The following is a 24,883-nucleotide window of genomic DNA, read 5'->3' on the forward strand; positions in this document are numbered from 1 at the left end:
GGAGGTGCTCCATGTTCAAGCCCCTGGCGCTGGTCGCTGCGGTACTCACTGCATTCAGCCTGAATGCCTTCGCCAAGACCGAGTTGACCGTGTACACGGCCCTCGAAGCCGAGCAATTGAAGACCTACAAAAAAGCCTTCGAGCAGGCCAACCCCGACGTCGAGATCAAGTGGGTACGCGATTCCACCGGCATCATCACCGCTAAGCTTCTGGCCGAGAAAGACCGCCCGCAGGCTGACGTGGTGTGGGGCCTGGCTGCCTCCAGCCTGGCGATCCTCGACCAGCAAGGCATGCTGGACAACTACGCACCCAAAGACCTGGACAAAATCGGCAAAAACTATCGCGACGCCGCCAACCCGCCGGCCTGGGTCGGCATGGACGTGTGGGCCGCGACCATCTGCTTCAACATCATCGAAGCCGAAAAGCAGGGCCTGACCAAGCCAGTGAGCTGGCAGGACCTGACCAAGCCTGAGTACAAGGGCAAGATCGTGATGCCTAACCCGGCGTCGTCCGGCACCGGCTTCCTGGATGTCAGCGCCTGGTTGCAGACCTTCGGCGAGAAGCAAGGCTGGCAATACATGGACGACCTGCACCAGAACATCGGCCAGTACGTTCACTCCGGCTCCAAGCCGTGCAAGCTGGCAGCTTCGGGTGAATTCCCGATTGGTATTTCGTTTGAATACCCGGCCGTACAGCTCAAACGCCAGGGTGCGCCGCTGGACATCATCTTGCCCAAGGAAGGCCTGGGCTGGGATATCGAAGCGACGGCGGTGATCAAGGGCACTGCCCATGCCGACGCGGCTAAAAAGCTCGCTGACTTCTCCGCCAGCGCTGCGGCGATGGACCTGTACAAAGACAACTTCGCCGTCCTCGCCCAGCCGGGTATCGCCAAGCCGCAGACCGAATTGCCGGCCGACTACGAGCAGCGCCTAATCAAGAACGACTTCGCCTGGGCCTCGAAAAACCGCGACAGCATCCTGACTGAATGGCGCAAGCGTTATGACGGTAAGTCGGAGAAGGTGGCGGGTCAGTAATTTCTCGGTTTGGCTTGATGGCCTCATCGGGGGCAAGCCCCCTCCCACATTTTGATGTGTGAACACATTTCAAATGGGGGAGCGGGCTTGCTCGCGAAGGCGGCTTCGAATTCAGGACATCATTTAATGACACACCACAGCGACCTGTTGATCATCGGCGCCGGCATCCTCGGCCTGTCCCACGCTTATGCCGCGGCCAAGCGCGGCCTCAAGGTCAAGGTGTTCGAGCGCAGCGCCACACCATTGGGCGCCTCGGTGCGCAACTTCGGCCAAGCCCTGGTCACCGGCCAGCCGCTGGGGCCGATGTTGGACCTGGCCCGCCAGAGCCGCGAGATCTGGGGCCAATGGGCGCAAGCGGCGGGCCTTGCGCTCAAGCGCAATGGCTCTTACCTGTTTGCCCGCACGGAAGCTGAGGAACATCTGCTCGAAGGCTTCTGCGCCGGGCGTGCCCGCGAACACGGCTACAACGTCGAGCTGCTGCAAGGCGCCGCGATGAAGGACCTGTATGCCGGCCAGTTCCGCCACCACCGCGCAGCGCTGCACGGCAAGGACGATCAGCAACTGTATTCCCGCGAGGCGATACCGGCGCTGATCCAGTACCTGAGCCACGAGTTGAAGGTGGAGTTTCACTTTTCCACCCTGGTGCGCGACGTTGAGCCTGGCCAGTTGCACAGCACGGCTGGCAGCTTTCGCGGCGAGCAGATCATCGTCTGCTCCGGCCATGACTATCAGACTCTGTTAGCCGAACCCATCGCCCAGCTCAACCCGCAGACCTGCCGCCTGCAAATGCTGCGTGCCCGACCGACGCTCAACCTGAACCTGCAACACGCCCTGCTCACTGGCCTGAGTTGCGTGCACTACGGCGCTTTTGCCGATCTACCAGAAGCGGCCGCCGTGCAGGCGCAGATCCTGCGCGAAACACCCTACCTGCATGAGCACGGTATCCATCTGCTGATCAGTCCTACGCCCCATGGCGAACTGATCATCGGTGACTCCCACCATTACGACAGCGATCCGTCGCCCTTCAACGCCGAGCAGGTCGATGACTGGATGATCGAGTTGGCCGAACAAACCCTGGGGTGCAAGATCCAGGTGGTCGAACGCTGGCAAGGCGTCTACGGTGCTCGCGGGCCGGGGCCGTTTTCATTTGTGCAGGCAGCACCCGGTGTCAGCGCCGCGTTGATGCACACCGGCGTAGGCATGAGCGTGGGGCCGGCGATGGCGGAACGAAATATCAGCACCTTGTGGGGAGAGGCGTGATGAACCCGGAACAGGCGATTGCCCAGGTGTTTGGCTTGTACGAACAACATGGCATGGCCGACTACATCGGGGAGCCGGTGTCGCAGATCGAGCACATGTCCCAGGCCGCGCAGTTGGCAATGGCCGAAGGCTTTGATGATGAGGTGGTGTTGGCGGCGTTCTTCCACGACATCGGCCATCTCTGCGGCCAAGGCGCCGCGGACATGGGCGGTTACGGCGTGGTCAGCCATGAGCGGCTGGGCGCCGACTATTTGCGTCGCGCAGGCTTCAGCGAGCGCCTGGCCAAGCTGGTGGAATATCACGTACAGGCCAAGCGCTACCTGACCTTCAGCCAGCCGGACTATTACGCCCGCTTGAGCGAGGCCAGCCGGCGCACTTTGGGCTATCAGGGCGGTGCCATGAGCGTCGAAGAAGCCCGGGCCTTCGAGCAGGATCCGCTATGTGCCGTAAGTTTGCGCATGCGCGACTGGGACGAACAAGCCAAAGAAACACAAGTGCCGGTGCTCGACCTTGACGTACTCAAGGCCAAGGCACGGCAGCTGCTGGCGGCTTAGGCTTCGTCGAGACGCTGGGCCAGGGCTTCGACCTGTTCCTGGCGCTCGGCCTGGCTCAGCTTGGCGTGGGGGTTGAGGGACGACCATTGCGGATAGGCGCGGGCCCTGTTCAGCGCGTCGGGCAACTTGCCTTCACGCCAGGTTTTGTCCTGAGGCGTATCGACCTTGATGCTGTGCATCGCCGCATGGCCGCGCAGGTTCAGGGCCTTGAGCAACTGGCGTTGGCGCAGGGCAAGCAGGCGCAGCACGCTGTCGTCGACGGTCAGCTCGCGCTGGCCCTTGATCTTGCCGAGCAGGCGGCTGCCGTAGCTGCGTGCGGTTTGCAGGGCGCCACCGGCGATAGCACCGGCCAGGGCCGCGGCGCCAAGGGTCAGGCCGCCGACCAATAGATCCACGCCAGCACCGGCAGCGGCGCCGGCGGCGATTCCACCGCCGACGCGCACGCCGAGCTGCTTTAGGGTTTGCGGGTTGAACAAGTCATCGCCCCAGCGACCGTCGAGCAACGGCAGGTCACTGGCGGCGGCATCCTGTGGGCGGAAGCCGAACAGTTTGAGCAGGGCTTCGACGCATTTCTGTTCGCGCTGGCGCACGGCTTTGCGCAGATCGCCGATGGCTTGCTGTTCATCTTCGGTAACCACGCTGCGACGGCAGGCGGCGCAGTCGATCAGCAACTCGGCGATCAACCGTGCCGCACTTTGCTGGCGGGCCTGGCGCTGGGCTTCCTGATCAAGGATCAGCCGCTCCAATTGCGGCCGTGAGGTTTCCAGCAGCAGGGCCAGGCTTTCATACAGGCGGCGCTCGCCATCTTCCGGTGGCGCTACGCTGTCGAACCGCACCAGCGCATGCAGGCCAAGGCGGGCCAGGACTTCGCGCCAGTCCGGTTCGCGGTGGTCGCTGCTGCTGACGAAGTTGAGCACCGGCAACAACGGCTTGCCGCAGCTGGCCAGCACTTGCAGCTCATCGCGGTATTTGGCCAGCACTGGCTCGCGGGCGTCGATCACATACAGGCCGGCGTCCGAGGCGAGCAGTTGGCGCAACACCTTGGCTTCCTGTTCGAAACGCTGGCGGGCTTCGCTGCCGTCAAGGAAGCGCGCCAGGCGGGCCGGGCCATCCAGGCGTTCGCCTGGGCGGTCCAGGCGTTCGAGGTAATCGAGCAGGGCGATGGCGTCTTCCAGGCCGGGCGTGTCGTACAGTTCCAGCAGGGCTTCGCCATCCACCGACAAGCGTGCGCCTTCGACATGCCGCGTAGTGCTGGGGCGATGGGAGACTTCACCGAAGCCCACATCACGGGTGAGAGTGCGCAGCAGTGAAGTCTTGCCCACGTTGGTGTGGCCGACCACGGCGAGTTTCAGTGGTTTAGTCATGACCGGTCTCCAGCCAGTTCAGCGGCGCGCAGTCGGCAAACGCTAGATCTAGCTGTTGCAGTGCGGTGTGCCAATCACCCAGGCGCTCGGCGTCCAGGGCCTGGCCCGAGGGTGCTTGCAGCAGCCATACGCGGGTGGCGGTGGCGCTGCGTGCCAGCTCGGCGATCAGCGCCAGGCTGCCACGGTCGGGCGAGCGGCGCGGGTCGCAGGCGATGACCAGGCGCGCGGGTGGGAAACGGCTGAGTTGTTCCAGCAGTTTGTTGCGCGATTCGCGGCTGTCGAGGATACCGGCGTTTTTTACGCTGGCGGGCAGCTTGGGCGGCCAAGGGTGTTGATCGTCGAGTTCGATGGCGACCAGCAAGGCGCCGTCGCTTTGCAGATCGCTGACGCCGCCGCTGACGTGGTGCAGCTGATCGGGCGCGGCATCGTTGACCCCAAGGCGTTCGCTGCTGGGCATCAGGCGCTCGCGCAACTGGCTGTAGCCGGGCAGGTTGAGGTCCAGGCGCAATGCGGCACGCCCGATTTTCCAGCGCCACAGGCACAACAGGGCGAGGATCAGCCGGGGCAGCAGGCCGTAGACCAGCAACACGCCTACCAACCAGGCAGCCCAGGCCTGGCGGGCGCTCTCGATATTCAGCGCGGAATCGCCGCTGGCGCGGATCATGTCGACGCTCGGCACATTGAAGCCCAGCAACGCGGGGAGGGTGCCGAGGGCTTGGGTCACGGCGACAAAGGTGTCGGCGCCGAGGATGGTGGTTTCCCACACAAAGCCGTAGCGATGGGTAGCGAGTAGCGTCAGCAGGATCACCATGGCGCTGAGCAATGCCAACATCCACAGGCTGTTGACCAGCACACCCACTGCCCAACGATTGAGTTTTTGCCGTTGCAGCAACAGCAGCAACGCCGGGGCCAACTGCGCGGCCTTGGCATCACGCGCCAGTTTCTCGCTGAGCCACAACCACAGTCGCCCAAGGCTGGCGCTGTGTTCGCCAGCAAACAGCAGGCCCAGGGCCCAACTGACCAACAAGATCAGGTTCAAACCGAGCAGGCTGCCCAGAGCCCAGAACACATTCACTGGGGTCAAACCGTTGCCCAGCGCCGCAAACGCCAAGCCGGCGCCGCTGATCACGGCCACCACCGCCAGCAACACCAGCGCCAGGCGTGCGCCTTGCAGCCAGCGCGTGAGAGCGGCGGTCAGGCCATCGCGCTCGGCCAGGTGCAAGGCACGCTGTTGTATCCGCGTCTGCAGGTCGCCCCCGGCCGTGCGGGCCAGGCGGTTGGCTTCCAGGTCTTCCAGGGGGCCGGCGTGCTCTTCACGCAGGCGCACGGTTTCCGTCAGCCAGAGGGTGTGCAGGGGGTTCAGTGCAGTCACGCGCTATCCTGTTGTTTCAGTGAGGTTGGAGCATAACCGCTGGCTCGCAGCTCTGGTATTCTCGTCGCCATGAAAAAAACTCTCCCTTTAAGCCTGATCGCAGCTCTCGGTGAAAACCGTGTGATCGGCGTCGACAACAGCATGCCCTGGCATTTGCCGGGGGATTTCAAATATTTCAAAGCCACCACGCTCGGCAAGCCGATCATCATGGGGCGCAAGACCTGGGATTCCCTGGGCCGACCGCTGCCGGGGCGGTTGAACCTAGTGGTTAGCCGTCAGACCGATCTGGCGCTTGAAGGTGCCGAGGTTTTTCCATCACTGGAAGCGGCGGTACAGCGCGCCGAGGAATGGGCCAAGGCTCAAGGCGTGGACGAGCTGATGCTGATCGGCGGCGCGCAGTTGTATGCGCAGGGGCTGGAGCAGGCGGATCGCCTGTATCTGACGCGGGTGGCGTTGAGCCCGGAAGGGGATGCGTGGTTTCCAGAGTTTGATACGAACCAGTGGAAGCTGGTGTCGAATCTGACGAACCCCGCCGAAGGTGATAAGCCGGCTTATAGCTTCGAAGTCTGGGAAAAAGCCTAAAAAGCATCGGGGGCAAGCCCCCTCCCACATTGGAATGCATTCCAAATGTGGGAGGGGGCTTGCCCCCGATAGCGGTCTATCAGGCCTGCGCTAGTTCGGCATGCTCGTCGGTATTCAACAGCTTTTTATCCGTCTGCCCCATGATCTGGCTGGTAATCGCCCCCGCCGTCATCGAACCATTCACGTTCAACGCCGTACGGCCCATGTCGATCAACGGCTCCACGGAAATCAGCAGCGCCACCAGTGACACCGGCAAGCCCATGGCCGGCAGTACGATCAGCGCGGCGAAGGTCGCACCGCCGCCCACGCCGGCAACGCCCGCCGAACTCAAGGTCACAATCGCCACCAGGGTTGCGATCCACAACGGGTCCAGCGGGTTGATGCCCACGGTCGGCGCGACCATCACCGCCAACATCGCCGGATAAAGACCGGCGCAACCGTTCTGGCCGATAGTCGCGCCAAACGAGGCGGCGAAACCGGCGATGGATTGCGGGATACCCAGGCGACGGGTCTGCGCTTCGATGCTCAGTGGGATGCTCGCTGCGCTGGAGCGACTGGTGAAGGCAAAGGTCAATACCGGCCAGACCTTGCGGAAGAAGCGCAGCGGGTTGATCCCGGCCAGGGACAGCAGCAGACCGTGCACCACGAACATCAAGCCCAGGGCCAGGTACGACACCACCACGAAACTGCCCAGCTTGATGATGTCTTGCAGGTTGGAACCGGCGACCACCTTGGTCATCAGCGCCAATACGCCGTATGGGGTCAGCTTCATCACCAGGCGCACCAGGCGCATCACCCAGGCTTGCAGAGTGTCGATGGCGTTGATGACCTTCTGGCCTTTTTCCACGTCATCCTTGAGCAGTTGCAATGCGGCCACCCCGAGGAAGGCGGCGAAAATCACCACGCTGATGATCGACGTCGGCTTGGCGCGGGCCAGGTCGGCGAACGGGTTGGCCGGCACGAACGACAACAGCAACTGCGGGATATTCAGGTCGGCGACCTTGCCGGCGTAATCACTCTGGATCACTTGCAAGCGCGCCATTTCCTGGGTGCCGGCCACCAAGCCTTCGGCGGTGAGGCCGAACAGATTGGTCAGGCCGATGCCGATCAACGCCGCGATGGCGGTGGTGAACAGCAACGTGCCGATGGTCAGGAAGCTGATCTTGCCCAGGGACGACGCGTTATGCAGGCGCGCCACGGCACTGAGGATCGAGGCGAACACCAGTGGGATCACGATCATTTGCAGCAGTTGCACATAGCCGTTGCCGACCAGGTCAAACCAGCCGATGGAGGCTTTGAGCACCGGGTTGCCGTCGCCGTAGATCGTGTGCAATGCCGCACCGAACAGGACGCCGAGAACCAGGGCAAACAGGACCTTCTTGGCCAGGCTCCAGTTAGTACGACGGGTTTGTGCCAGGCCCAGCAAGAGGGCCACGAACACCAATAAATTGAGAATCAGGGGCAGATTCATTGAAGCTCCGTTGAGAAGGCAGCCAATCGCGTGAGCCTGCGATTGCGAACCGGGAAGCCTAACAGCTTGAAATATATTGATTTAATACCGATATGGAATGGTGACTGTCGTTTTTGGAATAAGCATTTGACGCTCAGGTGTATGCCCTTGGCGCAATCAAGACGCCCGCGGTCGCGCCCGGGCGATAACTGTCATACGGATTTGTTAGCGTCGATGTCTTTCACTCAGGGAGACAACGCCTATGAAGCTTGCGCCGAAACTACTGATATCCGCCGCCTTCTGCCTCGGGCTCGCCAGCCAGGCGTTTGCCGCCACCGAGTTGAAACACTGGCCGGCGCCTGCCGCTAAACAATTGAACGAAATGATCGCCGCCAACGCTAACAAAGGTAACTACGCGGTGTTCGACATGGACAACACCAGCTACCGCTACGACCTCGAAGAGTCCCTGCTGCCGTACATGGAAAACAAGGGCCTGATCACCCGCGACAGCCTCGACCCTTCGCTCAAGCTGATGCCGTTCAAAGACACCGCCGAGCATAAGGAAAGCCTGTTCAGTTACTACTATCGCCTTTGCGAAGTCGACGACATGGTCTGCTACCCGTGGGTAGCCCAGGTGTTTTCCGGCTTCACCCTCAAGGAACTCAAGGTCCAGGTGGATGAGCTGATGGCGTCCGGCAAGCCGGTGCCGGTCAGTTATTTCGACGGCGATGCGGTGAAGCAGTCCGAGGTGCAGCCGCCGAAAGTCTTCACCGGCCAGGCCGAGCTGTACAACAAGCTGATGGAGAACGGCATCGAGGTCTATGTGATGACCGCCGCTTCCGAAGAGCTTGTGCGCATGGTCGCCGCTGATCCGAAGTACGGCTACAACGTCAAACCCGAAAACGTCATCGGTGTGACCACCCTGCTCAAGGACCGCAAGACCGGCGAGCTCACCACCGCTCGCAAGCAGATCGCTGCCGGCAAATATGACGAGAAGGCCAACCTTGGCCTGGAACTGACCCCGTACCTGTGGACCCCGGCGACCTGGATGGCCGGCAAGCATGCGGCGATCCTCACCTACATCGACGAATGGAAAAAGCCGGTGATCGTCGGCGGTGATACACCGACCAGCGACGGTTACATGCTGTTCCACGATGTGGACGTGGCCAAGGGCGGCATTCACCTGTGGATCAACCGCAAAGACAAATACATGACCCAGCTCAACGGCATGATCGCCAAGCACGCTGCGGCGCAGGCCAAGGAAGGGTTGCCGGTGACGGCGGACAAGAACTGGGTGATCGTCAAGCCTGACGAGATTCAGTAGGACCGAGTCGCCTGCCTTCGCGAGCAAGCCCGCTCCCACATTCGACCGAGTTTCAACATGAGAATGCGGTCAAAATGTGGGAGCGGGCTTGCTCGCGAAGGCGGCCTCGAGAACACAGCAGTATCTGTGCAAAAATAGATATCAATTGCGAACCAATCTCATCCTCTGCTAGCGTGCACACCTCCTGAACCCCACGTTCTTCTCAAGGTAGTGCCGTGCTCTCCTGGAATTCGCAGATCGCGCGCCTGTTCGCGGAGCAGAAGAAAGCCCTCGAAGCCTTCGTCACCCGCCGCACCGGCAGTGCCCAAGTGGCCGCCGACCTGACCCAAGAGTCTTTCCTGCGCCTGGCACGCATGGATTGCGGCGAGAAAATCGATAACCTGCCTGCCTTCCTCTTCACCATCGCCAGCAACCTGGTGCGTGATCACCAACGCCAGACCATTCGCCGTGAACGCTTGGACGCCGGTGAACCCAGCGAAGAGCTGCCATGCAGTAATCCTGGTGCCGACGAGCAATTAGCCGCCTATCAACAGGAACAGTTGATGCAGGACGCTATCCTGGCCTTGCCTGAAGCGACTCGACAGATCTTCCTGCTCTATCATGTCGACGAACTTTCCTATCGCGAGATCGGCGAGCGCCTGTCGATCAGCCCGCGCAGTGTGGAATACCAATTGCGTCGCGCCTTGATTGAGTGCCGGGCGTATATCAAGACGCGGCTTGCCTGCGATGAACAAGGACGTCGGTCATGACTGCCACACCCGCTGCCGAGGCGCTGTTTGACGAAGCGTCCGGCTGGTATTTCCGCCTGCAGGCCGAGGATGTAACGGCCGCCGAGATGGACGCTTTCGCCGCCTGGCTGGGGCAGGGTAATGCCCAGGACGCGGCCTGGCAGGAAGTGCAGGCGATGCTCGGTGGCCTGCGTGAACCCGCGCGGGTGATCCGTTGCGCCGAACAGGCCGCCTGGCGCAAACCTGCACGGCGCTGGCCGCGTTGGGCCTGCGCCGCCGCGGTGTTGCTGGCGGTGGGCCTCATCGTGCAAAACACGCCCTGGCTCGACCGCCTGCGCGCGGACTACGCAACCAGCACCGGCGAATCACGCAGCATTGAACTGGCCGACGGCTCCCACCTGCAACTCAATACCGACAGTGCAGTGCAGGTGCGCATGAGTGCGGGCGAGCGCCAGGTGCGTTTGTTGCGGGGCGAAGGGTTCTTCGACGTGACCAAGGACCCGTCGCGACCGTTTGTAGTGCAGTCCGGCGATGGCTGGGTAAAGGTGGTCGGCACACAGTTCAGCGTGGCGCGGCGCGATGCCCAGACCCGCGTGCAGGTCGCGCAAGGCAAGGTACAAGTCAGTGCTGGCAGCGACGCGCCGGTGTACCTGGAGCCGGGTCGGGCGGTGGAGTATCAGGGTCAACGCCTGGCCGAGGTGCATGGCTTCGACCCGGCCAGCGGGTTTGCCTGGCGCCAGCGGCAACTGGTGTTTCGTCAGCAACCGCTGTCGGACGTGGTCAGTGAGTTGAACCGCTACTGGCCGGGCAAGACCCTGGTGCTTGGGGATGCGCTGCGCAATCGAGTGGTGTCGGGGGTGTTTGAAATCGACAAACCCGACGCGGTGATCAAGGCATTGGAATACACCCTCAACCTGCGCGCTGAGCACTACACCCCGTATTTACTGGTGTTGCGCGAAGGCAAGGCGTCGTAATCACAACTTTTTGAAAAAACTTTCAGGGTTTCCCGGCAGGCGGTCGTCCTTGATCACTGAGGCGTAAATAGTAAGCACTCTCAAGTAGTGCGGCGCCGATCACAGACTTTTTGCACCGGGGAGCACCATCCATGGCACACCGATTCGCCGCACGGCCCTTGCTGGCACTGGCCATTTCCATGGCCTGTGGCACGGCACCTCTGTATTTGCAGGCCGCCGAGACTACGCAAGCCCAGACGTACCGTTTTGATATTCCGGGGCAAAGCCTGGACGGTGCGTTGGCGGCGTTTTCGGCGGTGACTCGGGTTCAGGTGCTGGTGTCGGGTGAGTTGACCCAACAGGTGATATCGCCGGGTGTAAAAGGCAGTCTCGGTCAGCGCGAAGCGCTCGGGCAACTGCTTGGCGGCACGGGGTTGAGCGCGGCGTTTATCAATGCCGATACGGTCACCCTGGAAAAGCGCGTGGCCAGCGGTTCGGCCATCGAAGTCGGCGCCACCACCATCAGCGCCGAACGCCTGGGCGCCACCACCGAGGGCAGCGGCTCCTACACCACGGGCGCCGTGACCCTTGGCAAAGGCGAACAGAAGCTCAAGGACATCCCGCAATCGGTCAGCGTCATGACACGCAAGCAGATGGATGACCAGAACACCACCAAGCTCTCCGAAGTGGTCAAGCGCACCCCTGGCCTGACAGCGACCAAATCCCCTGGCCCCGGTATGTTCATCTTCTCCCGTGGCTTTGAGGTCGGCACCCTGCAATACGATGGCGTGGGCATCCCGCGTAACACCTATGCATTGGGCAGCTACCTCACTGAAAACATGGCGATCTATGACCGCGTAGAAACCCTGCGCGGCCCGGCCGCCTTGCTGCAAGGCGCGAACAGCCCCGGCGGCACCATGAACCTGGTGCGCAAGCGCGGCCAGCAGGCGCCGACCGTGACGATCACCGCAAAAGCCGGCTCCTGGGACCACTACGGCACCCAGGTCGATGCCGGTGGCCCGCTCAATGCCGAAGGCACCCTGCGCGGCCGGTTTGTGGCGGATTACGACACGACAGACTCGTTCGTTGACTATGCCGGTGGCTGGAATCAGACGGTGTATGCGGCCGTGGACTACGACTTCACGCCAGACACCACCGTCGGCGTGGGCGTCAGCAACCAGAAAGGCCACTCGCGCCCCAACTTCATGTCACTGCCCCGTTACGCCAATGGCAGCGATATCGGCCTGCCGCGCTCGACGTTTGTCGGCGCCAGCTGGAACCGCAACGTCAATAACCAGACCCAGGTGTTTGCCGATATCGAGCACCGCTTCAACGATGACTGGAAGGTAAAGGCCGCCCTCGTAGCCATGGATGAACACAACGACGCGACCTACCAGGCGACCTGGGATGAGATTCCCAACCCCGGCACCGCCGGCAATGTGCGTTATGTGGATTGGGTCACCGACTTCAATACCAAGAGCCGCGGCGTTGATGTGTATGTGAACGGCAAGTTTGAAGGTTTGGGCTTGCAACAGGAGATGGTGCTGGGCGCCAACTATTCCAAACTCACCACCAACGACCAGTGGGCGCGAGCAGCGACGGCCGGCGCGGATATTTTCAACATCGATCACAACCGTCCACAGCGTGACAAAAACCAGCTGTTCCAGGCGGGCAATGCTACGAAAAGCTGGTATGACATTCGCCAGAAAGGGGTTTATGGCACCTGGCGCGTCAAGGTTGTGGATCCGCTGACCTTGATTCTCGGTGCACGTACCAGTTGGTATGACTATGGCTACACCGACGAGAGCGGTTCCCGGGGTGTCTATGGCGACCCAACCCGCAGCACCACGCAGAGCAATGGTCACGTTACCCCGTACGCCGGGCTGGTCTACGCCCTCAATGACCAGTGGTCGGCCTACGCCAGTTACGCTGACGCGTTCGAACCGCAAACCAACCTGACCACGGCGTTGACCGTACTCAAGCCCATCGAAGGCCAGAACTACGAACTGGGCCTGAAGGGTGAACTGGCGGACGGTCGTCTGAATACCTCGTTCGCCATCTTCCGTTATGACCAGGAAAACCGTGCGGCTCAAGACCTGCAAGGCGGCAAAGTCTGCGGCGGCTGGTACTGCTCGCTCGCCTCGGGCAAGGTTCGCAGCCAAGGTTTCGAAGCCACTTTGAGCGGCGAAGTGCTACCAGGTTTGCAACTGGTCTCCAGCTACACCTACAACACCACCAAATTCCTCAAGGACGACACTTACGAAGGCAAGGTCTTCAGCACCTGGACCCCCAAGCACCTGCTCAAGGTCTGGGGTGATTACCAGTTGCCGGGCGACTGGCAGAAAGTCAGCATCGGCGCCGGTGTGACCGCGCAAAGCAGCACCGAAGCCTACGACCGCAACTTCAGCGTACCCGGCAATGCACTGTGGGATTCGCGGGTGGCCTATAAGATCAACCAGGAATTCACCGTGGCAGCCAACTTGAACAATATGTTCGACAAGAAATACTACATCCCTGCGTATAACGCGACGTGGGGCAGTAACTACTATGGCGATCCGCGCAATGTGATGTTCAGCATGACCTACACCCCACAGTTTTAAGGAACGCCATATACCCAATGTGGGGGAGGTGTTTCAGGCAAAAAAATGCCCCGCACTTGGCGGGGCATTTTTATGCGCGAGTCTTACAGGCCGTCGAGCATTGCTTTGTTACGCACAGCACCTTTGTCGGCACTGGTGGCCAGTAGGGCATAGGCCTTCAACGCGGTGGTGACTTTGCGTGGACGCTTCTCCACCGGCTTCCAGCCCTTCTTGTCCTGCTTGACCCGGCGTGCAGCCAGTTCTTCGTCGCTGATCAACAGGTTGATCGAGCGGTTCGGAATGTCGATCAGCACTTTGTCGCCATCCTGCACCAGACCAATCGCGCCCCCGGCAGCGGCTTCCGGCGAAGCGTGGCCGATGGACAGGCCCGAGGTGCCCCCGGAGAAACGGCCGTCGGTCAGCAGCGCGCAAGCTTTGCCCAGGCCCTTGGATTTCAGGTAGGACGTGGGGTAGAGCATCTCCTGCATACCCGGGCCGCCTTTCGGGCCTTCGTAGCGGATGATCACGATGTCGCCTTCCTTGACCTCGTCAGCGAGAATGCCGCGTACCGAGCTGTCCTGGCTTTCGTAGATCTTGGCGCGGCCTTCGAAGACGTGGATGGATTCATCCACACCGGCGGTTTTCACCACGCAGCCATCGAGGGCGATGTTGCCGTACAGCACGGCCAGGCCGCCTTCCTGGGAGTAGGCGTGCTCGACACTGCGGATGCAGCCGTTTTCACGGTCGTCATCCAGCGTATCCCAACGGGTCGACTGGCTGAATGCGGTCTGGGTCGGGATGCCCGCCGGGCCGGCCTTGAAGAAGGTGTGCACGGCTTCGTCGTCAGTCTGGGTGATGTCCCACTTGGCGATGCCTTCGGCGATGGACTTGCTGTGCACGGTCGGCAGGTCGGTGTGCAGCAAGCCGCCACGGGCCAGGGAGCCGAGGATCGAGAAGATCCCGCCGGCACGGTGCACGTCTTCCATGTGGTACTTCTGGATGTTCGGCGCGACCTTGCACAGCTGTGGCACGTGACGGGACAGACGGTCGATGTCGCGCAGGTCGAAATCGATCTCGGCTTCCTGGGCCGCGGCCAGCAAGTGCAGGATGGTGTTGGTGGAACCGCCCATGGCGATGTCCAGGGTCATGGCGTTCTCGAACGCCTTGAAGTTGGCGATATTGCGCGGCAGTACCGACTCGTCGTTCTCGGTGTAGTAACGCTTGCACAGTTCGACGATGGTACGGCCGGCCTGCAGGAACAGTTGCTCGCGGTCGCTGTGGGTAGCGAGGGTGGAACCGTTACCCGGCAAGGCCAGGCCCAGGGCTTCCACCAGGCAGTTCATCGAGTTGGCGGTGAACATGCCGGAGCACGACCCGCAGGTCGGGCAGGCGCTGCGCTCGTATTCCGCGACCTTCTCGTCAGAAGCGCTGGAATCGGCGGCGATGACCATGGCGTCGACCAGGTCGAGGCCGTGGGAGGCGAGTTTGGTCTTGCCGGCTTCCATTGGCCCGCCGGAGACGAAGATCACCGGGATGTTCAGGCGCAAGGCAGCCATCAACATGCCAGGGGTGATCTTGTCGCAGTTGGAGATGCACACGATGGCGTCAGCGCAGTGGGCATTGACCATGTATTCCACGGAGTCGGCGATGATCTCGCGGCTCGGCAGGGAATACAGCATGCCGTCATGGCCCATGGCGATGCCGTCATCCACGGCGATGGTGTTGAATTCTTTCGCTACACCGCCGGCGCGTTCGATCTCGCGGGCGACCAGTTGGCCCAGGTCCTTGAGGTGGACGTGGCCGGGTACGAATTGGGTGAAGGAGTTGGCAATCGCGATGATCGGCTTCTTGAAGTCGTCATCTTTCATCCCCGTGGCACGCCACAGTGCGCGGGCGCCGGCCATGTTGCGGCCGTGGGTGGATGTTTTCGAGCGGTAATCTGGCATGGAGCACTCCGGGCGGCTAATCAGGTATCAAAGGGGAGTGAGCTTCTATTGACGTCTGGAACACTCAGAAAATGGCCGTGTGTCCGGAAGTTGCCACTCGCGTCGCGGGATCGCCGCGTGCTTGGGCCTCGAGCTCATAAACCCGCCGGGGGATGACTGGCGATGAATAGCATCGATTCTACACCGCTGACGGCGGGAGGGAACGGGGATGTGCAGGCGTATTACCCAAGGGCACAGGCTTTGTTTAGACTTGCGGCCCTTTGCCTTCCCCCCACTCCAAAGGAATTGGAATGCCTGGTCTCAATCGCTTTCTTGGGTTTTACCTGCTGATCGGCCTGCTTCAGGGCATCGTGTTCTATTACGCCGACCGGCTCTTCACGTCTAGCCAAGTGCTGCTTACCGGCGCCTTGGCCGTGGCCTTGGTGGGTGGGACTCTGTTGCAGTTGCTGGGGGAAAAAGCCCGGCAATGGCGCGCTTTGCTGCCTACGTTGGCGTTCACTTTGCTGGTGAGCGGCATGACGATGTGGGTCTTTTACAGAGCCGAGCACTTGCTGATTAGCCGACGGGAGGTGGACGCCTGGTGCATCAGCCTGGTGCTGCTGAGCTACATCTGCGCCAGCTTTCTGGTTGCCTGGCCCGTCGCGAAGGGGCAGCGCTGGCGGTATGAAGACCTGTTTCAGCAAGCCTGGAACAGTGTGTTCAGGGTGCTGTATGCCCTGATCCTCGTCGGTATTTTCCTATTGTTGCTCAAGCTGTGGAGCCGACTGTTCCTGATGCTGGGCATCGAATTTTTTGAGCTCCACTTCTGGAGCCAAACATTTATGTGTTTCAGCGTGCCGCTGGTGTTCGCGCTGGGCATGTACATGGGAGGGCGCAGTGAGAAAGTCATCGGCCAGATGCGCGGCATGCTGTTTGGTGCCTGTGGATTGTTGTTGCCGTTGATTGCACTGATCAGTGTGCTGTTTACCCTGACCTTGCCATTCACCGGGCTCGACCGTATTTGGGCAACGGGCTACTCCACGCCGATTTTGCTGGTGTTGGCCGGAGCCCAGCTGTTTTTGCTCAATGGCGTCTTTCAAGAGGGCGGGCAACCTCGGCCATATCCCAAGTGGCTGATGCGCTTTGTCGAGTTCAGCCTGTTGTGCCTGCCGATTCTCGCAGCGCTGGCGTTTTACTCCAGCTGGCTGCGCGTCGAGCAATATGCTTTGTCGCCGCAACGTTTCATTGCACTGGCGCTGGCACTCCTGTGCAGCTTGTATGGTCTGGCAGCGGTGTGGGCGGTGGTCTTGCGTTCGCCGGCTTGGCTCAGCAACCTGCGCATTACCAACCCGGCACTGGCGTTGCTGTTTTGTGTGTTGTTGGTGTTGATCAATACGCCGGTACTCAACCCGATACGGCTCAGCGTTGACGACCAGGTGCAACGCTTGCTTGATGGGCGCACCAACGCGCACGCGTTTGATGCCCATTACCTGCGCTTCGGCTTGGGGAAGGCCGGCGAGGAGGCGTATGCCCAGTTGCAGATGGACTTGGACCAGGAGCGCATTCTTGACCCGGAGTCTCGCCGGGCCCTGCGCGAGAGAATGGAAGATACGTCGCTGAGTTATGAGGAACAGTTGGCCAAGGAGCGGGCGCGAGCGCCCAAGCCCGAGTTGGAATGGATCGGCCCCAAACCCAAAGGCAGCGAGCAGTTTGTTGCTATCAGCGAGATCGCGGACTCACCTTGCGATTCCGGCTGTGTGCTGTGGGCGGTCGACCTCGACGAGGACGGCCAAAGCGAGGTACTGGTGGTGCCTGGCGCCGGTTTTCGATACGAGTACAAGTCACCGCGCATTTATGTCTTGGATGAGAAAGGTGAGTGGGACGATCGCGGCCCTCTGCTCTGGACACAACTGCCCGACGGTCACGTCGACACCGAGACACTGATCCGCGACATTCGCGAAGGCAACATCTCGTTGGTAAAGCCGCGATACAGGCAGTTGCAGTCCAGCGATATGCTGCTGACGCCGGTGATTCGCCAGCCTTAGCGGCGCCCGATCCTGCTGTTGGTCAGCAACCCCCACAGGCTCAGCCCGATGAAACTGAGGGCGATGGTCATGAGCAGGTGATCGCCTGTCTGGGCCAGCGCCGCGCTGCTGACGGCGGCAGTGAGGAACATGATGCTGTTGCCGGCCGAGGCGGCAGTGCCGGCGCTGCTCGAAAACAGCAACATTGCGGCGGAAATGGCGGCAGGCCTCACCAGCGTGACAGCCAGGGCGCTGATCAGCATGGGAATGAGCAAGGTGAGGGTGGTGATGGCCTCACAGTGGATGATCAGCGCCAACAGCACGCCGGAAACACTGAGCAAGCCGAGGCCGATATTGATCTGTCGGGGCAGCGAGATACGTTTTTGTAGATACGACGCTACCACGCCGCCGAGCAAATAGGCCGCGCCGTATACCATCAGCACCAAGGCGTACTGGTACTCGGACAACTTCAATGAATCCATGAAGATCAGCGGTGTCACGCTGATCAAGGCGAAATAGCAGGCGAACACCAGCGCGGCGATCCACCAGTAGCGCAGGAAGTCGCGGTTGCGGGCGACAGCCTTGAGCGTGCCGAGGATGGACACCGGCGCACGGTGCGGGCTGGAGGACTTGGAAGGCAGGATGCAGAACGCATGAATCAGCATGCCCGCTGCCATCAGTGCAAAGCCGTAGAAGCTGCCTTGCCAGTCGAACGTGGTTTGCAGCCAGGAGCCGATCAGCGGTGACAGCGCGACAAACGAGCCGCTCAAGGTCATGTAATAGAGGCGCACGCGGGCGCGGTCCTGTTCCTCGAACAGGTCTTCCACCAGTGCATGGCCCAACACGAAGAACCCGCAGCCCATGGCCTGTACCGTGCGAAACAGCAGAAAGGTCAGGTAGTCCGACGCCAGCGCGCAGCCTATTGCGCCAAGGATCGACAGCGTGATGCAGCCGAGCAGCACTTCCTTGCGCCCCCATTTATCCGACAGCGGGCCGGCGACCAGTTGCGAGATCGAAAACACCAGGGTGAACAGGCTGATGGACAGCGCGATGTCTGCGGTGGGCGTGTCGAACTGGGTGGACAGGGCGGGGAACGAAGGGAGCAGGATATTGATCGGGAAAAAGCTGATCAGTGAAATGCAGGTGATGAGGATGAAGCGGGAGAGGGTGGACCCAGACATTGTTTTTGTTTTCCGGAGTAAAACCAGAAACCGATACTAGTCTGCGAAAAATGGAATTCAATCAAAACCACAAAAAACAAATGTGTGAGGGGGCTTGCCCCTCACACATTTTTATCCGCGTTTGACCTTAGCTATTGGGCAGCAACCGGCAAGTAATGCTCTTGATATACCGCGTCTCGGCAATCGCCGGGTGCACCGGATGATCCGGGCCCTGGCCGCCGCGCTCGAGCATCTGGATATTGCGGTCCAGGTGGCGGGCGCTGGTCAGCAGGATGTTTTGCAGATCATCTTCTGGCAGGTGCATGGAGCACGACGCGCTGACCAGGATGCCGTCCTTGCTGAGCAGGCGCATGGCTTGCTCGTTGAGGCGGCGGTAGGCGCCTTCGCCGTTTTTCATGTCTTTCTTGCGTTTGATGAAGGCCGGTGGGTCGGCGACGATCACGTCGAAGCGCTCTTCGCTGGCTTTCAGTTCCTTTAGGGCTTCGAACACGTCGCCTTCGATGCAGGTCATTTTCTCGGCAAAACCGTTCAGCGCAGCGTTGCGCTCCACGCCGTCGAGGGCAAAGGCCGACGCATCGACGCAGAACACTTCACTGGCGCCAAAGGCGGCTGCTTGCACGCCCCAGCCGCCGATGTAGCTGTACAGGTCCAGTACGCGCTTGCCCTTGGCATACGGGGCCAGGCGTGCGCGGTTCATGCGGTGGTCGTAGAACCAACCGGTTTTCTGGCCCTGGATCACCGGGGCTTCGAATTTCACGCCGTTCTCTTCCAGGGCGACCCACTCCGGCACCAGGCCGAACACGGTTTCGACGTAGCGGTTGAGGCCTTCGGCATCGCGCGCGGCGGAGTCGTTCTTGAACAGGATGCCGGTGGGCTTGAGTACTTGGGTCAGGGCGGCGATCACGTCTTCTTTATGAGCTTCCATGGTCGCCGAAGCGATCTGCACCACCAGGATGTCGCCGAAACGATCGACTACCAGGCCCGGCAGCAGGTCGGAATCACCGTAGACCAGGCGGTAGAACGGCTTGTCGAACAGGCGATCACGCAGGGACAACGCCACGTTCAGGCGGTGCACCAGCAGCGACTTGTCCAGAGGCAACTTGATGTCGCGCGACAGCAGGCGGGCGCAGATCAGGTTGTTCGGGCTCATGGCCACGATGCCCAAAGTCTTGCCGCCGGCCGCTTCCAGGATAGCCTGGTCGCCTGCCTGGAAGCCGTGAAGAGGTGTGGCGGCCACGTCGATTTCGTTGCTGTAGACCCACAGGTGGCCGTTGCGCAAACGACGATCGGCGTTGGCTTTGAGACGCAGGCTTGGCAGGGACATGACGTCGCTCCGGAAAAAAGAGCGGGAGTATACCGTGTTGTGCATTAGTTGGCGGCGCCGCCGGACATGTGGAGGGGCGTGCGACGATTCGACTTGCTTCCGATAGCGGTATGTCAGTGAAAGATGAGCTGACTGATCTCCCGCTATCGGGAGCAAGCCCCCTCCCACATTTAGTCCGGTTTCAATCGGGCATTTGGGTGTCGGCCGGGTCTTCATAAGGGTTAGAATTCGCGCCTAGCCCAGAGTGTGTATTTATGTCCCAAGAGCTTTCCGCCGAGCAGATCCAGCAGGTCCTGCAAGGCATCAGCGTGCCGCCCCAACCGCAAATCATGGTGGATTTGCAGATGGAGCAGTACATGCCAGACCCAGACCTGGAAGTGATCGCCAGGTTGATCGCCCAGGACCCGGGCCTGTCCGGTGCGCTGCTGAAGATCGTCAATTCGTCGTATTACGGTCTCAGCAACAAGATTGCTTCTATCCAGCGAGCGGTGAACCTGTTGGGCAGCCGTTCGATCATCAACCTGATCAACGCCCTGTCGATCAAGGGCGAGATGAGCGATGACACCATCGTGACCCTCAACCGGTTCTGGGACACTGCCCAGGATGTAGCCATGACCTGCCTCTCCCTGGCCAAGCGCACCGGTTCCCAGGCAGTCGATGAGGCGTATGCATTGGGCCTGTTCCACGATTGTGGCGTGCCGCTGATGCTCAAGCGTTTTCCCAACTACATGGCGGTGCTGGAACAGGCTTACGCCAACGCCGGCCCGGATTGCCGCGTGGTCGATACCGAGAACAACGCGTTCAACACCAACCATGCGGTGGTCGGTTACTACACGGCCAAGTCCTGGCGCCTGCCGGAGCATGTGACCGACGCTATCGCCAACCACCACAACGCCCTGGCGATTTTCAGCGATGAGTCGTCGCGCAACCCGCAGCTCAAGAACCTGCTGGCAATTTTGAAGATGGCCGAGCATATCTGTTCGTCCTACCGCGTACTGGGCAACCAGCCGGTGGACCATGAGTGGAATGCCATCGGCCACCTGGTGTTGGATTACGTGGGCCTGTCGGACTACGACTTCGAGAGCCTGAAGTTGTCGATCCGCGAATTGGGCGCGCACTGACCCATTATTCAAGAGGTACACATGCCCGAATTACCAGAAGTCGAAACCACCCGGCGCGGGATTGCCCCGCACCTGGAGGGCCAACGCGTCAGCCGCGTGGTGGTGCGTGAGCGGCGCCTGCGCTGGCCGATCCCGGAAGACCTGGATGTGCGCCTGTCGGGGCAGCGCATCGTGCTGGTGGAACGGCGGGCCAAGTACCTGTTGATCAATGCCGAAGTGGGCACCTTGATCAGCCACCTGGGCATGTCGGGCAACCTGCGCCTGGTGGAGGTCGGCCTGCCGGCGGCCAAGCATGAGCATGTGGATATCGAACTGGAGTCGGGCCTGGCCCTGCGTTACACCGACCCTCGGCGCTTTGGGGCGATGCTCTGGAGCCAGGACCCGCATAATCACGAGCTGCTGCTGCGCCTGGGGCCGGAGCCGTTGACCGATCTGTTTGATGGTGAGCGTTTGTTCCAGCTGTCGCGTGGCAAGTCGATGGCGGTGAAGCCGTTCATCATGGACAACGCGGTGGTGGTGGGCGTGGGCAATATCTATGCGACGGAAGCATTATTTGCGGCGGGTATTGATCCGCGTCGCGCCGCCGGTGGCATTTCACGCGGGCGTTATTTGAAGTTGGCGATTGAGATCAAGCGGGTGCTGGCAGCCGCCATTGAGCGGGGCGGTACCACGTTGCGCGACTTTATCGGCGGCGATGGGCAGCCGGGGTATTTTCAGCAGGAACTGTACGTCTATGGCCGGGGCGGCGAGGCGTGCAAGGTCTGTGGGACCGAATTGCGCAATGTGGTGCTGGGGCAGCGGGCGAGTGTGTTTTGCCCTAAGTGTCAGAGTTGAGTGCTGTGTGAGGGCTGATGCAGCCTTCGCGAGCAAGCCCGCTCCCACATTTGACTGCATTTAACCTGAAGAAACTCGGTTAATGTGGGAGCGGGCTTGCTCGCGAAGAGGCCCTAACAGGCACTAAAAGAAGCTTAAGCCTTACCGGTAATCTTGCGGTACTTCTCCATCAACTGCTCTTCAGTCTCAGGGTGTGCCTCATCCAGCGGAATGCAATCCACCGGGCAAACCTGCTGGCACTGCGGTTCGTCGTAGTGGCCGACGCACTGAGTGCACAGGTTGGGGTCGATCACGTAGATCTCTTCGCCTTGGGAGATTGCGGCGTTCGGGCACTCGGGTTCGCAGACGTCGCAGTTGATGCAATCGTCGGTGATGATCAGGGACATGGAAACTCCTGCCAGGGCGCTCTGCCAAGGCATCTGAAAACTAATGCGCGCAATTGTGCCGCATTGGCGCCCGCAGTGCGAGCAGGCGCCGATTGAGCGGTCTTACTTCTTGAAGCGCAACGTCAACGCATCCGCCACGGCAGGATGGACGAACTTGGTGATATCTCCGCCCAAAGCGGCGATTTCACGGACCAACGTCGAGGAAATAAACGAATAACGTTCAGACGGTGTAAGGAACAGGCTTTCCACGTCTGGCGCCAGTTGGCGGTTCATGTTGGCTAATTGGAATTCGTATTCGAAGTCCGACACCGCGCGCAAGCCACGCAGGAACACATTGGCGTTCTGCTCCTTGGCGAAATGCGCCAGCAGTGTCGAAAAGCCCACTACTTCCACATTAGGCAGGTGCTTGGTGACCTCACGCGCCAGCTCCACGCGCTGTTCCAGGGGAAACAGCGGGTTTTTCTTGGGGCTGGCCGCGACCGCGATGATGACATGGTCGAACAGGCGAGAGGCGCGTTCGACCAGATCGCCATGGCCTTTGGTAATCGGGTCGAAGGTACCTGGGTACAACACTCGGTTCATCGCGTCGTCCTGGCGGAGTCCGTTGGGGAACCGGATGGTATCGCAGCCATCCCGGTCGGCCAAGTCAACTTATGCAGAAGAAAGCACTATAGACACCGCGAATAATGGCTTTTTTTACGCTGTTTTCAGACGTTCGGCCAATGCTGTCGCCAGTTGCGCGGTCAATCCGTACACCGACAATTGCGGGTTGGCGCCAATGCTGGTTGGGAACAGTGAGCCATCGTGGATCGACAGGTTGCGTAACTGATGATGGCGACCGAGGCTGTCGGCCACAGCGTTTTTCGGGTCTTCGCCCATGGCGCAACCGCCCATCACGTGGGCGCTGCCCAGGGTTGTGCGGTGCAATTCCAGGCTCAGGCCATCAATCAAGCTGCGCGCTTCGGCCAGACTGTTCACGAACTGCGCGTCGTGATGCAGGGGCTTGACCGATTTTGCCCCCGCCGCGAACTGAATCTCGGCCATGCTGTGGAAGGCTCGGCGCAGGCCATCCCAGGCGTAGGGTGAGACCTGATAGTCGAGCACCGGCGTGCCGTCACCGCGTAACTCCACCGTGCCGCCCGGGCTGTCGGGGTGAAAACCGTCGCGCAGCAGGGCGAGCATGGCGTGGGTGTGAGGCAGTCGATTCATGTCCAGGGCGTTCTGCGTGCCATAGCCGCCGAACAAGGTGCTGGCCAATCCGGGGTGTAAGGGCGGTGCTTCGAGCTTGTAGGACATTTTGCCGGTGGTGCCGTCCTGCCACTGGAAATGGTCGGAATAGATCGACTGCGGCGCCCCGTAGAACGGGTTGATCACCTCGTCGAACAGGCCGGCGGAGAAGTTGACCAGATGCAAGAAGGTCCGTTTGCCCAGCCGCGAATGTGGGTCGGGTGCGTCCGAGCGCATCAGCAGGGCCGGGCTGTTGATACCGCCGCCCGATAGCACGTAGTGCTTGGCCTTCACGGTGATCTTGCGTCCGGTCGGCGCCACGCAGCGCTCGTCCATGGCCACGCATTCGAGGCTGCTGATGGTGTCGCCGCTGTATTTGAGCTGCTCGGCGCGGGCCAGGTACAGCAGCTCGCCGCCTTTTTCCAGGGTGGAGGGGATGGTCGTCACCAGCATCGATTGCTTGGCGTTGACCGGGCAACCCATGCCGCAATAACCCAGGTTGAAGCAACCGCGCACATTGCGCGGAATCACATGCCAGCTGTAGCCGAGCTTTTCACAGCCTTTGCGGATCACATCGTTGTTGGCATTCGGCGGGAGCGCCCAAGGCGCGATGCCCAGGCGCTGCTCCATTTGTTCAAACCAGGGCGCCATCTCGGCACTGCTGTGGCCCTTCACCGCATATTCGCTGGCCCAGTGGGCGAGGGTCTCGTCGGGTGTGCGAAAGCTGGACGTCCAGTTGATCAAGGTGGTGCCGCCCACTGCCCGGCCTTGCAGGATGGTGATGGCGCCGTCCTTGCTCATGCGCCCGATGCCTTCCTGGTAAAGGCTGGCATAGGCTTCGTCCTCCAGCAGTTTGAAGTCACTGCTGGTCTTGAGCGGGCCTTCTTCGATCAGCAGCACCTTGTAGCCGGCTGCGCTGAGGATTTCAGCGGTGGTGCCGCCTCCGGCACCGCTGCCGATGATGGCCACATCGGCTTCCAGGGTCAGGTCGTTGTCGAGGGCGGCGCCATTATGGGTTTTCCAGCCTCGGGCCAGGCCGTCGCGGAACAGGTCGGGTACAGGCATCAGGGTCGTCTCTGGTTTTTATTGTGAGGGATGCGAATCAGATCTTCGGCGGGCCGGGATAGCCGCAATGGGCCCAGGACGCAGGTCGGAAGTACCAGGCCATGATCACCAGCTTGAGCAGCGAGCCCTGGCCCATGCGCAGGAGGTTCAAGTAACTGTTTTCCCAGCGATGCAGGAAGTTGCGGATTTGCTCGCTGCTGGCGTTTTCCCAACTGCCCCAGATACCGGTCAGCGGGCCGCGGGTGATGCCCATGCCAAGCACGTCGAACAACTGCTGGGTGAGCTTGAACATCTCCGGCGACAGGTGTTGCAGGCTGTAGTCGAGTTTTTTCAGGGTGTCGTCAATGCCGGCGGCCACTGCCTCGGCGCTGGCCGCACCTTCCAGCAGCACCGGGATCACCGCACGCAAGAACGGCAAGTCACTGGCGCGCAACATGGCAAAACCGCTGGCCGGTGTACTGCTGGAGCAGCCGCTGAGGCTGGCGCCGAGCCCGGCGGTGGCGAGGAAGGCGCTGGCACACAGGCCGATTTTCAAGACACCGCGCCGCGACAGCGCGGGTGTATCAGTCAGGCAGGGGTTCATTGTTTTTAGAGTC

21 protein-coding genes are annotated in these 24,883 nt (G+C 61.1%); 11 read left to right on the forward strand and 10 right to left on the reverse strand.

All coding sequences use genetic code 11. The features are described 5' to 3' along the window. The first annotated feature begins 11 nt into the window (after nucleotides 1-11). The 3 genes from FRT59_RS12610 to FRT59_RS12620 all read left to right on the forward strand — a co-directional run bounded on the left by FRT59_RS12610 (nucleotide 12) and on the right by FRT59_RS12620 (nucleotide 2,848). Nucleotides 12-1,034, forward strand: a complete 1,023-nt coding sequence (locus FRT59_RS12610; protein WP_153871351.1) for a putative 2-aminoethylphosphonate ABC transporter substrate-binding protein — start codon at nucleotides 12-14, stop codon at nucleotides 1,032-1,034. Between the two features lie 126 nt (nucleotides 1,035-1,160). After that, nucleotides 1,161-2,294, forward strand: coding sequence for a TIGR03364 family FAD-dependent oxidoreductase (locus tag FRT59_RS12615; RefSeq protein WP_153871352.1), 1,134 nt, complete (start codon nucleotides 1,161-1,163; stop codon nucleotides 2,292-2,294). Continuing rightward, on the forward strand, nucleotides 2,294-2,848 hold the full coding sequence (locus FRT59_RS12620; RefSeq protein ID WP_153871353.1) for a phosphonate degradation HD-domain oxygenase: 555 nt from the start codon (nucleotides 2,294-2,296) through the stop codon (nucleotides 2,846-2,848). Before FRT59_RS12615 ends, FRT59_RS12620 begins: the two co-directional genes overlap by 1 nt. Here FRT59_RS12620 and FRT59_RS12625 read toward each other — a convergent pair. Together FRT59_RS12625 and FRT59_RS12630 are read right to left on the reverse strand one after the other, a co-directional pair. Further along, the gene (locus FRT59_RS12625) at nucleotides 2,845-4,212 is read right to left on the reverse strand and encodes a DUF3482 domain-containing protein (protein WP_153871354.1); all 1,368 of its coding nucleotides are present in this window, start codon (nucleotides 4,210-4,212) and stop codon (nucleotides 2,845-2,847) included. The genes FRT59_RS12620 and FRT59_RS12625 overlap by 4 nt on opposite strands. Next, entirely contained in the window at nucleotides 4,205-5,584 is a 1,380-nt protein-coding gene (locus FRT59_RS12630; RefSeq protein WP_198809670.1) for a DUF2868 domain-containing protein, read from the reverse strand. The genes FRT59_RS12625 and FRT59_RS12630 overlap by 8 nt, the downstream gene beginning before the upstream one ends. 69 nt (nucleotides 5,585-5,653) lie before the next feature. On the opposite strand from FRT59_RS12630, the gene FRT59_RS12635 reads away from it, so the two are divergent. Next, nucleotides 5,654-6,166 (forward strand): dihydrofolate reductase, encoded by a 513-nt coding sequence (locus FRT59_RS12635; protein WP_153837433.1) that lies wholly within the window; start codon nucleotides 5,654-5,656, stop codon nucleotides 6,164-6,166. A 79-nt stretch (nucleotides 6,167-6,245) separates the two neighbouring features. Here the strand turns inward: FRT59_RS12635 and FRT59_RS12640 are convergent, their stop codons facing one another. Continuing rightward, a complete protein-coding gene (locus tag FRT59_RS12640; protein ID WP_034116269.1) occupies nucleotides 6,246-7,637 on the reverse strand; it encodes an L-cystine transporter in 1,392 nt (463 codons plus the stop codon). A 241-nt stretch (nucleotides 7,638-7,878) separates the two neighbouring features. On the opposite strand from FRT59_RS12640, the gene FRT59_RS12645 reads away from it, so the two are divergent. The 4 genes from FRT59_RS12645 (at nucleotide 7,879) to FRT59_RS12660 (ending at nucleotide 13,221) form a co-directional block, all read left to right on the forward strand. Further along, a complete protein-coding gene (locus tag FRT59_RS12645; protein WP_153871355.1) occupies nucleotides 7,879-8,940 on the forward strand; it encodes an HAD family hydrolase in 1,062 nt (353 codons plus the stop codon). 215 nt (nucleotides 8,941-9,155) lie between these two features. Then, on the forward strand, nucleotides 9,156-9,689 hold the full coding sequence (locus tag FRT59_RS12650; RefSeq protein ID WP_034116267.1) for an RNA polymerase sigma factor: 534 nt from the start codon (nucleotides 9,156-9,158) through the stop codon (nucleotides 9,687-9,689). Continuing rightward, nucleotides 9,686-10,642, forward strand: coding sequence for a FecR family protein (locus tag FRT59_RS12655; RefSeq protein ID WP_153871356.1), 957 nt, complete (start codon nucleotides 9,686-9,688; stop codon nucleotides 10,640-10,642). Before FRT59_RS12650 ends, FRT59_RS12655 begins: the two co-directional genes overlap by 4 nt. Before the next feature lie 131 nt (nucleotides 10,643-10,773). Further along, nucleotides 10,774-13,221, forward strand: coding sequence for a TonB-dependent siderophore receptor (locus tag FRT59_RS12660; protein WP_153871357.1), 2,448 nt, complete (start codon nucleotides 10,774-10,776; stop codon nucleotides 13,219-13,221). Between the two features lie 83 nt (nucleotides 13,222-13,304). Here the strand turns inward: FRT59_RS12660 and ilvD are convergent, their stop codons facing one another. Further along, a complete protein-coding gene (gene ilvD / locus FRT59_RS12665) occupies nucleotides 13,305-15,146 on the reverse strand; it encodes a dihydroxy-acid dehydratase (RefSeq protein WP_153871358.1) in 1,842 nt (613 codons plus the stop codon). 290 nt (nucleotides 15,147-15,436) lie between these two features. On the opposite strand from ilvD, the gene FRT59_RS12670 reads away from it, so the two are divergent. Further along, complete coding sequence (locus FRT59_RS12670) at nucleotides 15,437-17,170, forward strand: DUF4153 domain-containing protein (protein WP_153871359.1); 1,734 nt, start codon at nucleotides 15,437-15,439, stop codon at nucleotides 17,168-17,170. Here FRT59_RS12670 and FRT59_RS12675 read toward each other — a convergent pair. Together FRT59_RS12675 and FRT59_RS12680 are read right to left on the reverse strand one after the other, a co-directional pair. Continuing rightward, nucleotides 17,167-18,330, reverse strand: coding sequence for an MFS transporter (locus FRT59_RS12675; protein ID WP_153871360.1), 1,164 nt, complete (start codon nucleotides 18,328-18,330; stop codon nucleotides 17,167-17,169). The genes FRT59_RS12670 and FRT59_RS12675 overlap by 4 nt on opposite strands. Nucleotides 18,331-18,457: 127 nt before the next feature. Next, on the reverse strand, nucleotides 18,458-19,654 hold the full coding sequence (locus FRT59_RS12680) for a class I SAM-dependent rRNA methyltransferase (protein ID WP_034116262.1): 1,197 nt from the start codon (nucleotides 19,652-19,654) through the stop codon (nucleotides 18,458-18,460). Nucleotides 19,655-19,962: 308 nt separating this feature from the next. Here FRT59_RS12680 and FRT59_RS12685 point away from each other — a divergent pair, with 308 nt between their 5' ends. Continuing rightward, entirely contained in the window at nucleotides 19,963-20,775 is an 813-nt protein-coding gene (locus FRT59_RS12685) for an HDOD domain-containing protein (protein WP_198809682.1), read from the forward strand. Nucleotides 20,776-20,796: 21 nt separating this feature from the next. Beyond that, nucleotides 20,797-21,609, forward strand: coding sequence for a bifunctional DNA-formamidopyrimidine glycosylase/DNA-(apurinic or apyrimidinic site) lyase (mutM, locus tag FRT59_RS12690; protein ID WP_034116260.1), 813 nt, complete (start codon nucleotides 20,797-20,799; stop codon nucleotides 21,607-21,609). A 134-nt stretch (nucleotides 21,610-21,743) separates the two neighbouring features. Here the strand turns inward: mutM and FRT59_RS12695 are convergent, their stop codons facing one another. The 4 genes from FRT59_RS12695 to FRT59_RS12710 all read right to left on the reverse strand — a co-directional run bounded on the left by FRT59_RS12695 (nucleotide 21,744) and on the right by FRT59_RS12710 (nucleotide 24,870). After that, nucleotides 21,744-21,995 carry a YfhL family 4Fe-4S dicluster ferredoxin gene (locus FRT59_RS12695; RefSeq protein ID WP_003195146.1) on the reverse strand — a complete coding sequence of 84 codons (252 nt, stop codon included), beginning with the start codon at nucleotides 21,993-21,995 and terminating at the stop codon, nucleotides 21,744-21,746. Nucleotides 21,996-22,097: 102 nt separating this feature from the next. Next, entirely contained in the window at nucleotides 22,098-22,577 is a 480-nt protein-coding gene (gene coaD / locus FRT59_RS12700; RefSeq protein WP_003176711.1) for a pantetheine-phosphate adenylyltransferase, read from the reverse strand. A gap of 114 nt (nucleotides 22,578-22,691) precedes the next feature. Then, the gene (locus FRT59_RS12705; RefSeq protein WP_153871361.1) at nucleotides 22,692-24,287 is read right to left on the reverse strand and encodes a GMC family oxidoreductase; all 1,596 of its coding nucleotides are present in this window, start codon (nucleotides 24,285-24,287) and stop codon (nucleotides 22,692-22,694) included. 37 nt (nucleotides 24,288-24,324) lie between these two features. Continuing rightward, a complete protein-coding gene (locus FRT59_RS12710; protein WP_153871362.1) occupies nucleotides 24,325-24,870 on the reverse strand; it encodes a twin-arginine translocation pathway signal protein in 546 nt (181 codons plus the stop codon). Nucleotides 24,871-24,883 lie beyond the last annotated feature (13 nt).

The sequence above is a fragment of the Pseudomonas haemolytica genome (genome assembly GCF_009659625.1).
In the GTDB taxonomy this organism is placed as follows: Bacteria; Pseudomonadota; Gammaproteobacteria; order Pseudomonadales; family Pseudomonadaceae; genus Aquipseudomonas; species Aquipseudomonas haemolytica.

Excerpts from the sequence above, each read along its gene's own strand:
- mutM (WP_034116260.1), top strand. The coding sequence starts at position 20,797 with ATGCCCGAATTACCAGAAGTCGAAACCACCCGGCGCGGGATTGCCCCG.
- ilvD (WP_153871358.1), bottom strand. The coding sequence starts at position 15,146 with ATGCCAGATTACCGCTCGAAAACATCCACCCACGGCCGCAACATGGCC.
- FRT59_RS12695 (WP_003195146.1), bottom strand. The coding sequence starts at position 21,995 with ATGTCCCTGATCATCACCGACGATTGCATCAACTGCGACGTCTGCGAA.
- FRT59_RS12680 (WP_034116262.1), bottom strand. The coding sequence starts at position 19,654 with ATGTCCCTGCCAAGCCTGCGTCTCAAAGCCAACGCCGATCGTCGTTTG.
- FRT59_RS12635 (WP_153837433.1), top strand. The coding sequence starts at position 5,654 with ATGAAAAAAACTCTCCCTTTAAGCCTGATCGCAGCTCTCGGTGAAAAC.
- coaD (WP_003176711.1), bottom strand. The coding sequence starts at position 22,577 with ATGAACCGAGTGTTGTACCCAGGTACCTTCGACCCGATTACCAAAGGC.
- FRT59_RS12705 (WP_153871361.1), bottom strand. The coding sequence starts at position 24,287 with ATGCCTGTACCCGACCTGTTCCGCGACGGCCTGGCCCGAGGCTGGAAA.
- FRT59_RS12645 (WP_153871355.1), top strand. The coding sequence starts at position 7,879 with ATGAAGCTTGCGCCGAAACTACTGATATCCGCCGCCTTCTGCCTCGGG.
- FRT59_RS12615 (WP_153871352.1), top strand. The coding sequence starts at position 1,161 with ATGACACACCACAGCGACCTGTTGATCATCGGCGCCGGCATCCTCGGC.
- FRT59_RS12660 (WP_153871357.1), top strand. The coding sequence starts at position 10,774 with ATGGCACACCGATTCGCCGCACGGCCCTTGCTGGCACTGGCCATTTCC.
- FRT59_RS12610 (WP_153871351.1), top strand. The coding sequence starts at position 12 with ATGTTCAAGCCCCTGGCGCTGGTCGCTGCGGTACTCACTGCATTCAGC.
- FRT59_RS12655 (WP_153871356.1), top strand. The coding sequence starts at position 9,686 with ATGACTGCCACACCCGCTGCCGAGGCGCTGTTTGACGAAGCGTCCGGC.
- FRT59_RS12640 (WP_034116269.1), bottom strand. The coding sequence starts at position 7,637 with ATGAATCTGCCCCTGATTCTCAATTTATTGGTGTTCGTGGCCCTCTTG.
- FRT59_RS12675 (WP_153871360.1), bottom strand. The coding sequence starts at position 18,330 with ATGTCTGGGTCCACCCTCTCCCGCTTCATCCTCATCACCTGCATTTCA.
- FRT59_RS12710 (WP_153871362.1), bottom strand. The coding sequence starts at position 24,870 with ATGAACCCCTGCCTGACTGATACACCCGCGCTGTCGCGGCGCGGTGTC.
- FRT59_RS12670 (WP_153871359.1), top strand. The coding sequence starts at position 15,437 with ATGCCTGGTCTCAATCGCTTTCTTGGGTTTTACCTGCTGATCGGCCTG.
- FRT59_RS12620 (WP_153871353.1), top strand. The coding sequence starts at position 2,294 with ATGAACCCGGAACAGGCGATTGCCCAGGTGTTTGGCTTGTACGAACAA.
- FRT59_RS12625 (WP_153871354.1), bottom strand. The coding sequence starts at position 4,212 with ATGACTAAACCACTGAAACTCGCCGTGGTCGGCCACACCAACGTGGGC.